This window comes from Sphingobium sp. CFD-2, assembly GCF_024611135.1.
Lineage (GTDB): Bacteria > Pseudomonadota > Alphaproteobacteria > Sphingomonadales > Sphingomonadaceae > Sphingobium > Sphingobium fuliginis.
In genome coordinates, this window is record NZ_CP084405.1 from 304,223 (window position 1) to 318,014 (window position 13,792).

A 13,792-nucleotide genomic window follows, 5' to 3' on the forward strand; every position below is an offset into this window, starting at 1 on the left:
CGCAAATCGGGGCCGTATCCAATCCGTCCAGGGCGGCATTGAAAAATGCGGGGAGCGACAGGGCCGTGTCGCTCCCCGCAGGGGGTGAACATCGTTGGATGCCAGCCCCTATCGAGAGGCCTTGGGCATCGTCAGAACGAGAATTTGATCGTACCGCCCCAGGTCTGCGGGTCGCCGGGCTGACCGGCGATCAGGCCGGTATTGCCCGGCGCGACCTGGAGATTTTCGATATAGTTCACGTCGAAGGCGTTGCGGACCCAGCCGAAGATGTCGAACCCTTCACCCCGGAAGCCGGCGCGGAAGTTGGTCAGGGCATAGCCCTTCACCTCCGTATAGATGGACGGCGAGGCGTTGGAATTCCAGTGCGACCGGTAATTGCCGTCGACGCCCAGATAGAGCTGGCCGTCCTTGTCCAGCAGCGTGACCGGAATGTTATATTCCGCGCCGTAGGAGAAGGCCCATTTCGACACGCCGGGGAGACGCTCGCCGGAAATGTCGACAAATGGGGGGCTGACCTGATTGGCCGTTGCTGCCGATCCGGGTGTGCCGGTGTAGGTGCACCTGCCGGTCACCGCAATCCCGGTGCTCGACCCGCCGCTCAGTTCCGGCGGCGGCGGCGCGTTGCAGAACTTCACATATTTGGCATCGGTGTAGGCGCCGTTGGCATAGGCGGTGAAGCGGTCGCTGGCGACGACCTTGAAATCTGCCTCGATACCCTGGGACCGTACCTTGTCGGCGTTGGCGAGATAGCCGCGCGTCGTGCCGAACTGGCCGCCGTTCACCGTCGCCTGGAAATTCTCGATCTCCGTGCGGAAGGCGGTGAGGTTGAAGGTCGCCCGACGGTCCCAGAACTGGGTCTTGAGGCCGACTTCGAAATGGTTGACCCGTTCCGGCTTCACCGTGCCCACGGCATAGTTCACCGTATTGTCCGAATTGAGCGGCAAGCCATTCTGGTTGATGCCCAGCGTCTTGAAGCTCTTGGCATAGGTCGCATAGGCAAGGATGTCCTGCGCGATCTTGTAGTTGACGTTGAAGTCGTAGGTGAAGTTCCAGGCGCTGTCGGACGGCGCGCTGAGTTGCGGTTGGTAGACGCCGCACTGCGCCGTCAGCACGGCATTGCCCTGCGTGGCGGTGGGTGCGCAACTGTTGATGACCGCTCCGGAGCCAGTGGTGACCACGCGCTGGTAGAAGCCCGACTTCTTGTCGTAGTTCAGACGCGCGCCCGGCTGGATGGTCAGGGCGTCGGTCACCTTCCAGCTCAGCTGGCCGAACAGCGCCGCGCTGGTGCTCTTGAGCCACTGCGTGTTGGTGGCGGTCAGCCCCTGAAGGATGCTTGGATTCCCTGCATTCGCGCCGGTCAGGCTCCAGCGGCTGGCGTCCGCGCCCTGCTGCTCCGTGCCCTGCGTGTCGATCCGCTGCTTGAAGCCGAACAGGCCGACCACGAAGTCGATCTTCTGGCTTTCGTAATTATAGCGGAATTCCTGGCTGTACTGGTCCTGCTGCGAGGGGTTCTGCGATTTCGAAACGACCGACAGGCCGGTGAAGTCGCGGTCATTCTCCGGCTTCCAGTCCCAGAAGCGCCACGCGGTGACGGAGGTCAGCGTGCCGGGGCCGACATCCCACTTTATCCTGGCGGAGACGCCGCCGATCTTGTTGCCAGCGTTCAGGTTGCTGTCGAGATCGGTCAACCGGTCATAAGGATTGCGGCTGGGCACGGCATAGTTGCGGCCGGGATAGGCGGGGTTCGGGTTGGCGTTGATCGCCTTGACCAGCTCATCATATTGGCGCGTGATCGGGCGCTGCGTCGTGCCCACCCGCACGAACACGGTGCCGCAGCATTCCGGGTCCTGTTTGCTGTAGTCGCCCGACAGGGTCAGGCTGAAATTGTCGGTCGGCTTGAACAGCAGTTGTCCGCGAATGCCCAGATTGTCCTGCTCGTTGATCCAGCGCTGGGACGTGACGTTGTAGATCGTCCCCCGGCGGCTGGTCGCGGCGACGGCGATGCGGGCGGCGATCGTGTCGGACAGCGGGCCGGAAATGGCGGCCTTCGCCTGCTTGTAATTGAGATTGCCGACGGTCAGTTCGGCGCGGCCCTCAAAATCGAAGGTCGGCTGGTTGGTCGTGATGTTGATCGCGCCGGCCGTGGTGTTCTTGCCGTAGAGCGTGCCCTGCGGACCGCGCAGCACTTCGACCTGGGCGACGTCCAGAAAGTCGAAGGTCGCGGCGGCGACGCGGCTGTTGTAAACGTCATCGACATAGATGCCGACGCCCTGCTCGAAACCGTCGCTGGTCAGGCCGAACGGCACGCCGAGGCCGCGGATGTTGACCGAGGTGTTGCGCGGGTTGGTGGTGTAGACCTGAAGCGTCGGCGCCAGTTGCTGGAGCTTCACGACGTTGAAATTGCCGGTCGCCTCTATGCTGTCGCCGCGGATCACGGAGATCGCCAGCGGCACCTCCTGCGCGGTTTCCGCACGGCGGCGGGCGGTGACGATGATCACTTCCCCGCGGGCAGTGGCTTGTTCGGCGCTGTCCGCAACGGGTTGAGCCGCGTCCTGCGCAGATGCGGTGGACGCAATAAAGGATGCGCTCGCCACGCCGGCGAGCAACAGAAAACGCGCAATCATTGTATATTCCCCTTCCGGATGTCCGGTGAATGTTGATCGCGGCCCCTGCGGTGATCCGCTCAAAGCCGTTGGTCTGGGAATGGAAAATGTGGCCCACCCCTTGCCACCTGTTATCCGGCCCTTTGCGGGCCTTGTTCAGCAACCCTGAATCTTCTTGCTCCCCCCGCTGTTGTTTCAGGCGGTGAGGCGCGTCTTTTCCGTCACGTCGATCTGCACGACGCGTGCGTCATGCACGGTCAGCGTGACAGATCCGAAACGAAGCGCCTCCAGCACGCTGCGCACCTTTTCGATGCTGACCGCAATGTCGTGGCGCTGCCCGTCACTGCGGCCGTTGCGGGCGAATTCAATCGATCGGTTTTCACTCATAAACACCTCTTAGCCGCTCTTTATCTCAACTGTATTGATAGACAAAAAAGCAAATATAAGGGGCGCTCAAGTTTCTCTTGTCGCGCCCCAAAAGCATCGTTTGGAAAATGGGTCCGGTTTTCCGTGGAAACGATGCGATAACAAAAAACTATAGATTTAACCGTTGACCCGCAGCGCCGCCAATCGCCGCTCCTGATGCGCCAGCGGGATGGCGGGCCGTAACTGGCGCATTGCAGAAGCCTGCTCATGCGCATTGTCGATCAGTTTTTCGAGCAAAGCCTGGCCGAAGCGCCATTCGCCCAGGCCCGAATCCGCATTGATATGGCCGCAAAAGCCCGCATCGACAAAGCTGCTGCCCCAATTCTTGCCGATGCTGTGGGCGCGTTCGAAGAAGATATAGGGATCGTTGCGGCTCGCCACGACGATCGAGGGAAAGGGCAGTTGCGCGCGGGGCGTGGGGCCGAAGCCGCCGATCGTCTCGGGCGTTTCCATCCGGTCGCAATCGGGCGGCGCCACCAGCAGCGCGCCGGTCACGGGCCAGCCATAGGCCTGGCTCTGCAAGGCGCCCCACCAGGCGACCGCAAGGCAACCCAGGCTGTGCGCGGCCAGGATGATCGGCCCCTCCGCCGCCCGGATCGCAGCGTCCAGCCGCGTGACCCAGCTATTGCGGCTGGGGCTGGCCCAGCTTCCCAGGTCGACCCGCTCGCAATCACCGCGCGTCTTTTCCCACAGCGTCTGCCAATGACCCGGCCCGCTATTGTTGAGACCCGGTATGGTCAGCACGACCGGCTGGCGCGCGTCTCCCGAATGTCCGAATCGCTCCATGGTCAAATCCTCGTCCTATTGTCGAGGGAGAGATAATTCTATTTATCCGGTAGACAATGGTCAAGCGGCAAAATGTGTCGGAATTTGGGCAACCCGATTCATCTGAGGTTCATATAGTGGAAAGGGTCGGGGACTACCACCTTTGCGCCGCCCGAAACCGCCGGAACGCCCCTTACCAGGGGTAGATCAGCCCATAATAGTGAAAGACGCTGCGGCCGTAAGCGTCGTCATAATCGGGTCGTTCGTCCGGCAGATGGCGGGGCGCTTGGTCCAATATGTCCCTGGCCAGGTCCACCACATAGCCGCCCTTGTCCGTGTCGTAGCTCAGCATCGACCAGGGCAGCGGATAATGATCGTTGCCGATGCCCAGGAAGCCGCCGAAGGACAGCACGGCATAGCGGACCTGCCCGCTGCGCTTGTCGACCATGAAGTTGGAAATGTGGCCCAGCCGCTCCCCCTGGCGGTTGTAGACAGTGGTGCCTTCGATCCGGTCGGATGCGATCAGGTCGCCATGATTTTCCCTCGCCATGTCAGACATCGTCACTCTCCTGCGAAGAAATCGCGTTATGCTGACCGAACCAAGGGGGACCGGGCGGGTTCCCCGGGGCAGACGAGATGATATGCGAACAGGAGGACGGTCATGAAGATCAATCGCAGCGGATCGGCGGTATGGAGCGGCGGCCTGAAGGACGGCAAGGGCGCGATTTCGACCCAGAGCGGCGCGCTGGATGCGCATCCCTATGGCTTTGCGATGCGCTTCGAAGGGGTGCCGGGCACCAATCCCGAGGAGTTGGTCGCGGCGGCCCACGCCTCCTGCTTCACCATGGCGCTGTCGCTGATATTGGGCGAAGCGGGGCTGACGGCCGAGAAGATGGAGACCAACGCCGTCGTGACGCTGGAACAGCAGGAAGGCGGCTTTGCCATCACGGCGAGCAAGCTGAGCCTGAAGGCGACCATCCCCGGCGCGGACGATGCGCGGTTCCAGGAACTGGCCGCCAAGGCGAAGGCCAATTGCCCCGTGTCCAAGCTCTTGAATGCGGAGATCAGCCTGGACGCGGAACTGCTAGGCTAAAGGCGTGCGCCTGGCGCGGACATGTTCGCGCCAGGCGATGTACAGGCCGCTCCCCACGATCAGCGCCGCGCCGATCCACGTCGTCGCGATCGGCCAGTTGCCCCAGATCGCCCAGCCGAGCAGCGTCGTCCAGACGATGGAACTGTAGTCCATCGGCAGCACCACGGAAACGGGGGCCCAGCGCAGCGCCGCGGTCATGCAGATCTGCGCGATGCCGCCGGTCACGCCGATCAGCAGCAGCAGGCCCCATGTCATGGCGTCATGGGCCTGCCCGTGGAACAGCATCGCCACGCCCAGCGGCGGCAGGGAGAGGAGGGTGAACCAGAAGACGATCACCCCGGCGCTTTCCGTGCGGCCCAGTTCGCGCAGGACCAGGCTGACGCAGGCGGTGACGAAAGCGGCGGCGAGCGCGACCGCGACGCCGATAGCGGGGAAGTGCCCGGCATCCGGCCGGACCATCACGATCACGCCGAGAAAGCCGATGAGCACCGCGCTCCACCGGTGGATGCCGGTAGCCTCGCGCAGGATGAGGGCGGACAGGATCGTGCCGAAGATCGGCATGGTGAAGCCGATGGTCACCGCTTCTGCCGGCAGCAGCAGGATATAGGACAGGAAGTTGAGCACCATGCCGGTCAGGCCGATGATCATGCGGGTGGCATGGACGCCGATGCGTCGCGTGCGGATCGATCCCATGCCGCTTGTCATGGCGATCCAGGCGAATACCACCGGCAGCGCCAGGGCCTGGCGGTAGAACAGCGATTCCACCACATGGACGCCGCGCGCGTCGGCCAGCCTGACCGTCACGAACATGATCGAAAGGCAGATCACCGCGACCAGGCGCAGGCCAATGGCGGTGAACGGACGATGTGGGCGATTGGATGGGGGTGGGGGCGGCATGCGAACGCCTTAGCCCCGCTGCGGGAGGACGCAACCGCCCAAGGAGGGATGGACGGGTCCGGAATGCGGGAAATTGGCCAAATCCAAGACATTCCCCTCCCGCAGGCGGGAGAGGTTAGGGGTGGGTGCGAGCGCAGCGAGCTTCTGACTTAGCCGTTGAAAATTCACGCTGATGTCGCGCCAGCCCATCCCTTAGCCCCCTCCCGCCTGCGGGAGGGGGAATGTCCGCAATCCACCCCAATCAGCCGCTCGGCGCGTTAAGGAGCGTGCGGCGTTAAATCGGACGCAGGCCGCGCTTCAGCTTTCCGTGTCGCATCCTTTCAAGCAGAACCGGTTCCCGTCCTTCGACGGGCTCAGGACAGGTTTTTCTGCACGATGCCCCCCATTTTGTCTGCGCCGTTTCACTTCACCGGTTTGCGAAAACGCAGCGTCATCCGGTCGCTTTCCCCGATGGCGAGATATTTCGCCTTGTCGACCTCTCCATTGCGCAGGGTCGGCGGGAGCGTCCAGACGCCCTTTTCCCAGTCGGCCGTGTCCTTGGGATTGGCGTTGACCTCCGACGATCCGGCATATTCGAAGCCGGCCGCTTCAGCGAGGCGGCGGATGGTCGATACCTTGAGGTAGCCGCTGGTCTTCTCCAGCGCCGTATCGCGCCCTTCGGGCAGGCGATGGTCGACGATGCCCAGCGTCCCGCCCGGCTTCAGCAGGTCGTAAAAGGTCTTGAACGTGGCCGTTTCGGTCCCGCCCATCACCATATTGTGCACGTTGCGGAAGGTCAGCAGCGTGTCGACGCTGCCCGCCGGAATGAGACCGGTCTGGTCGGGGAAGGGCACGACCTTCACCTTGTCATAGACGTCCGGCTTCGCCGCGAGGAACGCCTTGTAGCCGTCCAGAGAGCGGCCGGTCGGCTGCAGCGCGTAGAAGGTGCCCTTTTCGCGCAGCAGCGGCGCCAGGATTTCCGTGTACCAGCCGCCGCTGGGCGCATATTCGACCACTGTCTGGTCCGGCTTCACCCCGAAGAAGGCAAGGGTTTGGGCCGGATGGCGGTAGGCGTCGCGAGCGGCATTGGCCGGGGTGCGGCTGGGGGCGGCGACCGCAGCCGCGATCGGATCGGCCGCCTGATGATGGTGCGCATGCTGCGCGGCGAGGGGAAGCAGCGGCAGGGACAGGCCGGTCAGCAGCAGGGCGGCGCGGGCTAGACGGTTCATCGGCATTCCTCTCTTTCTGGGGAATGTCCGATGTGCCGGTGATGCAGGCTCCGCGCAAGCAGGCCGGCGGGAAATATGCCCGCCGGCAGCAGATTGTCGTAATATGCGCTTATGGGCAGGTCGTTACAGGCAGGCTTCCAGGAAAGGCTGGTCGAAGCCGAACTGCCGCGCCTTGTCCAGCGTGTAGGGACGCAGGCCCATGGAACGATATTCCCCGATGATCTTCCCGCTGTCGTCCTCGTCATGATATTCGAACTTGAACAGTTCCTGGGTGACGATGACGTCGCCTTCCATGCCGATCACCTCGGTCACGTTGGTGACGCGGCGGGAGCCGTCGCGCAGTCGCTTCACCTGCACGATCAGGTCGACGGAGTCGGCAATCTGCTTGGAAATCGCTTCCTTGGGGATCTTGATGTCGCCCATCAGGATCATGTTCTCCATACGGCCGAGGCATTCGCGCGGGGAGTTGGAGTGGAGCGTGCACATGGAGCCATCATGGCCGGTGTTCATCGCGGCGAGCAGGTCGAAGCACTCCGCGCCGCGGATTTCGCCCAGGATGATGCGGTCGGGGCGCATGCGCAGGGCGTTCTTGACGAGGTCGCCGATGGTGATCGCGCCCTGGCCCTCCAGGTTCGGCGGGCGGGTTTCAAGCGGCAGCCAGTGCGGCTGTTGCAGGCGAAGTTCGGCCGCGTCCTCGATGGTCAGCACGCGCTCGCCGGGGTCGATCATCTTGGAGAGGGCATTGAGCATGGTCGTCTTGCCCGAACCCGTACCCCCCGAAATCACGATGTTGAAGCGGCAGGCGCCGGCGATCTTCAGCGCGGTGCACATCTTCTGGCTCATCGCGCCCCATTGGGCGAGCATGTCGAGCGTGATCGGCTTGGCGGAGAATTTACGGATGGAGATGGCGGTGCCGCGCAGGGATAGCGGCGGCACGATCACGTTGACGCGGCTGCCGTCGGGCAGGCGGGCGTCGGCCAGCGGCGTGGTCTGGTCGACGCGGCGGCCTACCTTGTTGACGATGCGCTGGGCGATCTGGAACAGATGCTCTTCGTCGCGGAACTTGATGGGCGCGATCTGGAGCTTGCCCTTCTTTTCGATATAGGTCTGCTCCGGGCCGTTGACCATGATGTCGCTGACGTCCGGATCGGCCAGCAATTCCTCCAGCGGGCCCAGGCCGAGCAGTTCGTCCACCAGCACCTTTTCCAGCGCGAACTGCTCGCGGCGGTTGAGGGTCAGCTTCAGTTCCGCCAGCACCTCCATGATGATCGGGCGGAATTCCTCGGCCAGCTCATCCTTGGTCAGCGTGGCGGCGGCTTCGGGATCGACGCGCTCCAGCAGGCGGGGGAGCACCTGCTCCTTGATCTTGTGGACCGAGGCTTCGAACCCCTGCGGTCCGGCATCGGCGGCATGTTCGGCATTGGCGCGATCCGACAGGCGCTGCATCGCGTCGGCATTGCGCTGCATCTGGCTTGTGGGCGCGGAGAGCGGATCGAGCGGGGCTTCCGGGGGCAGGGCCGTCATGTCCAGGGGCGGGAACTGCTCGCCGCCCTTGATCTCTTCCTTGGGCGCGCCTCCCTGCATCGGTCGGGCAAGGCCGAAACCCGGCTTGATGCCCGCAGGTCCATTTTTCCGTCCAAACGCGCTCATAATTCTCCGCCGAAATGATGTGCATCAGCCATTGAGAACGGCGGTGCAAAATTAGACCACGGTGGCGGCGGCGAAGTGCTGCTGCGGGCGGCGTAAAAGTCGTCCACTTTGCCTTCTTTGCGCGAGCAGGGAGGGCGTGGAGATATATACCGTGGATCTTTACCTGAAGGTGCGTCTTGCTTGCGCGGGCGGCATGAGCCAGCGTGAGGCGGCGAAGCATTTCAACGTATCGCGCGACACGGTCCGCAAGATGCTGTCGTATTCGGAGCCCCCCGGTTACCGCCGGACGGCGGCGGTGCGGCGGCCCAAGCTGGAAGCGTTCGTTCCGATCATCGATGCATGGCTTGATGGTGACCGTCAGGTTCCGCGCAAGCAGCGTCATACGGCGAAGCGGGTATTTGACCGCCTTCGCGAAGAGCACGGTTTCACCGGCGGCTACACGATCATCAAGGATTACATCCGACAGCGCGAGCAGCGCAGCCGGGAGATGTTCGTGCCGCTGGCGCATGCGCCCGGCCATGCCCAGGCAGATTTTGGTGAGGCCATGGTCGAGATCGGCGGTGTTGTGCAGAAGGCGCATTTCTTCGTGCTCGATCTACCGCACAGCGACGCCTGCTACGTGCGCGCCTATCCCGCTGCCGTTGCCGAGGCATGGATGGACGGCCACGTGCACGCCTTCGCGTTTTTCGGCGCGGTGCCGCTGTCGATCGTCTACGATAACGACCGCTGCCTGGTCTCGAAGATCCTGCCCGACGGCACGAGGCAGCGCGCCCGGCTGTTCAGCGGCTTCCTGTCGCATTACCTGATCCGCGATCGTTACGGCCGTCCCGGCAGGGGGAACGACAAAGGCAGTGTTGAAGGGCTGGTCGGTTATGCTCGCCGCAACTTCATGGTGCCGATCCCCCGGTTCGCGACGTGGGAGGCGTTCAACCTGTGGCTCGAGGAGCAATGCCGCAAGCGTCAGAACGACCGGCTGCGGGGCGAGAGCGAGACGATCGGCGAGAGGCTGAAGCGCGATCTGGCGGCGATGCAGGAACTGCCGGCTGCCCCGTTCGAGGCTTGTGACCAGACCAGCGGCCAGGTCTCGTCGCAGGCGCTGGTGCGTTACCGGACCAATGATTACTCGGTGCCGGTGCGCTTCGGCCATCAGGAGGTATGGATCCGGGGCTATGTCGGCGAGGTGGTGATCGGCTGCCGGGGCGAGGTCATTGCCCGTCATGTGCGCAGCTACGAGCGCGAGGACGTGATCTTCGATCCCATCCATTACCTTCCCCTGATCGAACAGAAGATCAATGCGCTCGATCAGGCAGCGCCCCTGCAAGGCTGGCACCTGCCCGAAGCGTTTGCAACGCTGCGCCGCCTCATGGAAGCTCGTATGGGCAAGCATGGTCGGCGCGAGTATGTGCAGGTGCTGCGTCTGCTGGAGAGCTTCACGCTTGCCGATCTGCATGCGGCCGTAAAGCAGGCTCTCGATATCGGGGCGATCGGCTTTGATGCCGTGAAGCATCTCCTGCTGTGCCGGGTGGAGCGCCGACCACCCCGATTGGACATGGCGATCTATCCCTATCTGCCCAGAGCCAGGGTGGAGACGACATCGGCGCGCTCCTACATGCAGTTGCTCTCGGGCGATGCGAAGGATGCGGCATGAGCAGTCCGTCCCCCGAGCTGTTACTGGCCAGCCACCTCAAGACGCTCAAGCTACCAACCTTCCTGCGCGAGCATGACAAGCTGGCCCGGCGATGCGCGGCCGAGGGCGCAGATCACGTCCGCTACCTTGCCCGGCTTGTCGAACTGGAGCTGATCGACCGGGAACGCCGGATGGTCGAGCGCCGGATCAAGGCTGCGAAGTTCCCGGCCGCCAAGAGCCTCGACAGCTTCGACTTTGCCGCGATCCCCAAGCTCAACAAGATGCAGGTGCTGGAACTGGCACGCTGCGACTGGATCAACCGCCGCGAGAACGTCATAGCCCTTGGTCCCTCGGGAACCGGCAAGACCCATGTGGCGATCGGCCTCGGCCTTGCCGCCTGCCAGAAGGGCCTGACGGTCGGCTTCACCACCGCGTCCGCGCTGGTCAGCGCGATGATGGAGGCACGCGACGAACGCCGCCTTCTGCGCCTCCACAAGCAAATGGCCGGATACAAGCTCCTCATCATCGATGAACTGGGGTTCGTGCCGCTCTCGAAAACCGGCGCGGAACTGCTGTTCGAGCTGATCTCGCAGCGTTACGAGCGCGGCTCGACGCTGATCACCAGCAACTTGCCGTTCGACGAGTGGACCGAAACGTTCGGCTCCGAGCGCCTGACAGGCGCGCTCCTCGACCGGCTTACCCACCACGTCTCCATACTCGAGATGAACGGAGAGAGCTATCGTCTGGCCCAAAGCCAGGCGCGCAAGGCACGCTCCAACCCCTGACAGAAAAGACCATCCGTGTGTTGGCGACCCCCACTCGGGCTACGCCCTCGCGGCGCTCGCCAGCACACGGATCACCCGGCCTGATTTTGCGCCGCCCAATGGCCGACTTTTACTCCGCCGTTGACAGCCATGGTTGTTAAAGGTGAATAGCGTGGAAACTTTGATAAATGGCTAATGCGTCGGGTGGCCGGGCGCCGCAGCGGGGCGGGGCCTGCTTGGACATTCGAATGGCGTCTGCATTCGGCTGGCGGGAGGATGATGCTTGCCCACAAGATGCGAACTGTTGGCGTGGTGGCTGACATCCAGTCTTCAACGATAGGGCATTTCGGTCGTTGATGATCCTGATGAGAGCCATGTTCGGCCAGTCTGGAATGCCAAAGGGCCCCGTTCCGACTTGGAACGGGGCCCTTTGACTTTTAGCAGCGGTCAGTTTGGCTTATCAGCCGGCATGCTCCGCAAGGACGGTGAGGCCCTTTTCGTTCACCTCGGCAAAGCCGCCGCGAACCGGGATGATTTCCGGGGCGGCGCCGGCGTTGGCGAAGATCTGGATCGTGCCGTCACGGACGGTCGACATGAAGGGCGCATGGCCCTCCAGCACGCCGAAGTCGCCATCGGTGCCGGGGACGACCACCTGATAGACCTCTTCCGAGCGGACGAGCTTTTCCGGGGTCACGAGTTCGAAATGCAGTGCCATTGTCTTACTGAGCCTTTGCTGCATCAAGGGCGACGGTCATGATCATCTGAATGCCCTTGCCTTCATTGTAAACGATGTTGGGACCATCAAGAATGACGATCATATGCCCGCCGGGACGTTCCGCATTGAGGACCAGCAAATCCCGCATGAAATTGCCTTGCATCCCAGATCGGCTTTTATCGATCGTCCAGCCTATGGTCGACCGCAATTTGGTCGTCCAATCATATCTTGCCGTCAGCGAGAGCATGGTGTCGGCCAGCGTCACCTTACAAGCCGGCACCGAGGCGGAAGTAGCCAGCCACATCTTGCCTTCGGGCACGGCGACGGAAGCGTAGATGCCTTCCTTGCCAAATAAGCGGCTAGCCATGGTCTCCACATCGGCCGGAGGAATGGCCAAGGTGATACCGACGTTCTTCAACAGCTTTTCGTTCTTCGCGGTCAAATGGTCCCGCTCGGTAAGCTGTTGCGCGCAGGCTCGAAATGCTGTTTCCAGCGCGCTGGTCAACTGGGAGGCCGTCGTCTTGGCCGGTGTTGCCGATTGCAGCAAAGCTAGTGCAAGGACGACGCCTCCCATCATTTGCCTTACGCCGCTTCCGCAGCCAGCTTCTTCGCCTTTTCGATGGCTTCGTCGATGCCGCCGACCATGTAGAAGGCGTTTTCGGGCAGATGGTCATATTCGCCTTCGACCACGGCCTTGAACGACTTCACCGTATCCTCGATCTGGACGAACTTGCCCGAAATGCCGGTGAAGACCTCCGCGACGTGGAAGGGTTGCGACAGGAACTTCTGGATCTTGCGGGCGCGGGCGACGGTCAGCTTGTCCTCTTCCGACAGCTCGTCCATGCCCAGGATCGCGATGATGTCCTGAAGCGACTTGTACTTCTGGAGGATCGCCTGAACCGCGCGGGCGGTTTCATAATGTTCCTGACCGACGACGCGGGGTTCCAGAACGCGGCTGGTCGAGTCCAGCGGGTCGACCGCCGGATAGATGCCCAGTTCCGAAATGGCGCGGTTGAGAACGGTGGTGGCGTCGAGGTGCGCGAAGCTGGTGGCCGGCGCCGGGTCGGTCAAGTCGTCCGCGGGGACGTACACGGCCTGCACCGAGGTGATCGAACCCTTGTTGGTCGAGGTGATGCGCTCCTGAAGGGCGCCCATGTCGGTGGCGAGGGTCGGCTGATAGCCCACGGCCGAAGGAATGCGGCCGAGCAGAGCCGACACTTCCGCGCCCGCCTGGGTGAAGCGGAAGATGTTGTCGACGAAGAACAGCACGTCCTGACCTTCCTGGTCGCGGAAATATTCCGCGATGGTGAGGCCCGACAGGGCGACGCGCGCGCGGGCGCCCGGCGGTTCGTTCATCTGGCCGTAGACCAGCGCCACCTTCGAACCTTCGCTGATTGCGTTGCCGTCGGCGTCCTTGGCGATGACGCCTGCGTCGAGGAATTCGTGATAAAGGTCGTTGCCCTCGCGGGTACGCTCACCGACGCCCGCGAAGACGGAAGTGCCGCCATGGCCCTTCGCGATGTTGTTGATCAGTTCCTGAATGAGCACGGTCTTGCCGACGCCCGCGCCGCCGAACAGGCCGATCTTGCCGCCCTTCGCATAGGGAGCGAGAAGGTCGATGACCTTGATGCCGGTGACGAGGATCGAGGCGTCGGTCGACTGGTCGACGAATTCCGGCGCCTTGGCATGGATCGGGGCGGAGAGGGTGGTGCCGACCGGGCCGCGCTCGTCGATCGGTTCACCGACGACGTTCAGGATGCGGCCGAGCGTGGCCGGGCCGACGGGAACGCTGATCTGCGCGCCGGTGTCGGTCACTTCCTGACCGCGGGTCAGGCCGTCGGTCGAGTCCATCGCGATGGTGCGGACGGTGTTCTCGCCCAGATGCTGGGCGACTTCCAGCACGAGGCGCTGGCCGTTGTTGCTGGTTTCCAGCGCCGAGAGAATGGCCGGAAGTGCATCGGGGAAGGTGACGTCGACGACGGCGCCGATGACCTGGCTGATGCGGCCTACATTGTTGGTGGTTGCCATGACTACTGTCCTTGCC

The 13,792-nt window shown here is 63.1% G+C and carries 13 protein-coding genes; 3 read left to right on the forward strand and 10 right to left on the reverse strand.

Annotated elements, in window-relative coordinates; all coding sequences use genetic code 11:
* Positions 1-131: 131 nt before the first annotated feature.
* The 4 genes from LDB29_RS01400 to LDB29_RS01415 all read right to left on the reverse strand — a co-directional run bounded on the left by LDB29_RS01400 (position 132) and on the right by LDB29_RS01415 (position 4,353).
* Positions 132-2,624 carry a TonB-dependent receptor gene (locus LDB29_RS01400; protein WP_044661755.1) on the reverse strand — a complete coding sequence of 831 codons (2,493 nt, stop codon included), beginning with the start codon at positions 2,622-2,624 and terminating at the stop codon, positions 132-134.
* A 174-nt stretch (positions 2,625-2,798) separates the two neighbouring features.
* Positions 2,799-2,990 carry a YezD family protein gene (locus tag LDB29_RS01405; RefSeq protein ID WP_025549910.1) on the reverse strand — a complete coding sequence of 64 codons (192 nt, stop codon included), beginning with the start codon at positions 2,988-2,990 and terminating at the stop codon, positions 2,799-2,801.
* Between the two features lie 156 nt (positions 2,991-3,146).
* Positions 3,147-3,815, reverse strand: coding sequence for an alpha/beta hydrolase (locus tag LDB29_RS01410; protein WP_025549911.1), 669 nt, complete (start codon positions 3,813-3,815; stop codon positions 3,147-3,149).
* 172 nt (positions 3,816-3,987) lie between these two features.
* A complete protein-coding gene (locus LDB29_RS01415; RefSeq protein WP_099186347.1) occupies positions 3,988-4,353 on the reverse strand; it encodes a PRC-barrel domain-containing protein in 366 nt (121 codons plus the stop codon).
* 102 nt (positions 4,354-4,455) lie between these two features.
* On the opposite strand from LDB29_RS01415, the gene LDB29_RS01420 reads away from it, so the two are divergent.
* Positions 4,456-4,887: an OsmC family protein gene (locus tag LDB29_RS01420; RefSeq protein ID WP_044661757.1), complete on the forward strand. Its 432-nt coding sequence runs from the start codon at positions 4,456-4,458 to the stop codon at positions 4,885-4,887.
* Here LDB29_RS01420 and LDB29_RS01425 read toward each other — a convergent pair.
* From LDB29_RS01425 to LDB29_RS01435, 3 genes are all read right to left on the reverse strand, one after another.
* Positions 4,879-5,784, reverse strand: a complete 906-nt coding sequence (locus tag LDB29_RS01425; protein WP_025549914.1) for a DMT family transporter — start codon at positions 5,782-5,784, stop codon at positions 4,879-4,881. The genes LDB29_RS01420 and LDB29_RS01425 overlap by 9 nt on opposite strands.
* Before the next feature lie 401 nt (positions 5,785-6,185).
* Positions 6,186-6,992, reverse strand: a complete 807-nt coding sequence (locus tag LDB29_RS01430; RefSeq protein ID WP_025551236.1) for a class I SAM-dependent methyltransferase — start codon at positions 6,990-6,992, stop codon at positions 6,186-6,188.
* Positions 6,993-7,115: 123 nt separating this feature from the next.
* A complete protein-coding gene (locus LDB29_RS01435; protein WP_025551234.1) occupies positions 7,116-8,642 on the reverse strand; it encodes a CpaF family protein in 1,527 nt (508 codons plus the stop codon).
* Between the two features lie 151 nt (positions 8,643-8,793).
* Between LDB29_RS01435 and istA the strand changes: the two genes are divergently transcribed.
* Together istA and istB are read left to right on the forward strand one after the other, a co-directional pair.
* Positions 8,794-10,290 (forward strand): IS21 family transposase, encoded by a 1,497-nt coding sequence (istA, locus tag LDB29_RS01440; RefSeq protein WP_082430708.1) that lies wholly within the window; start codon positions 8,794-8,796, stop codon positions 10,288-10,290.
* On the forward strand, positions 10,287-11,054 hold the full coding sequence (gene istB, locus LDB29_RS01445; RefSeq protein ID WP_054944222.1) for an IS21-like element helper ATPase IstB: 768 nt from the start codon (positions 10,287-10,289) through the stop codon (positions 11,052-11,054). The genes istA and istB overlap by 4 nt, the downstream gene beginning before the upstream one ends.
* Before the next feature lie 439 nt (positions 11,055-11,493).
* Here the strand turns inward: istB and LDB29_RS01450 are convergent, their stop codons facing one another.
* The 3 genes from LDB29_RS01450 to atpD are packed head-to-tail and all read right to left on the reverse strand — an operon-like array spanning position 11,494 to position 13,776.
* On the reverse strand, positions 11,494-11,748 hold the full coding sequence (locus LDB29_RS01450) for an ATP synthase F1 subunit epsilon (protein ID WP_044661760.1): 255 nt from the start codon (positions 11,746-11,748) through the stop codon (positions 11,494-11,496).
* Between the two features lie 4 nt (positions 11,749-11,752).
* Positions 11,753-12,325, reverse strand: coding sequence for a hypothetical protein (locus tag LDB29_RS01455; protein ID WP_128830856.1), 573 nt, complete (start codon positions 12,323-12,325; stop codon positions 11,753-11,755).
* A 5-nt stretch (positions 12,326-12,330) separates the two neighbouring features.
* Positions 12,331-13,776: a F0F1 ATP synthase subunit beta gene (atpD, locus tag LDB29_RS01460; protein WP_025551231.1), complete on the reverse strand. Its 1,446-nt coding sequence runs from the start codon at positions 13,774-13,776 to the stop codon at positions 12,331-12,333.
* Between the last annotated feature and the right edge of the window lie 16 nt (positions 13,777-13,792).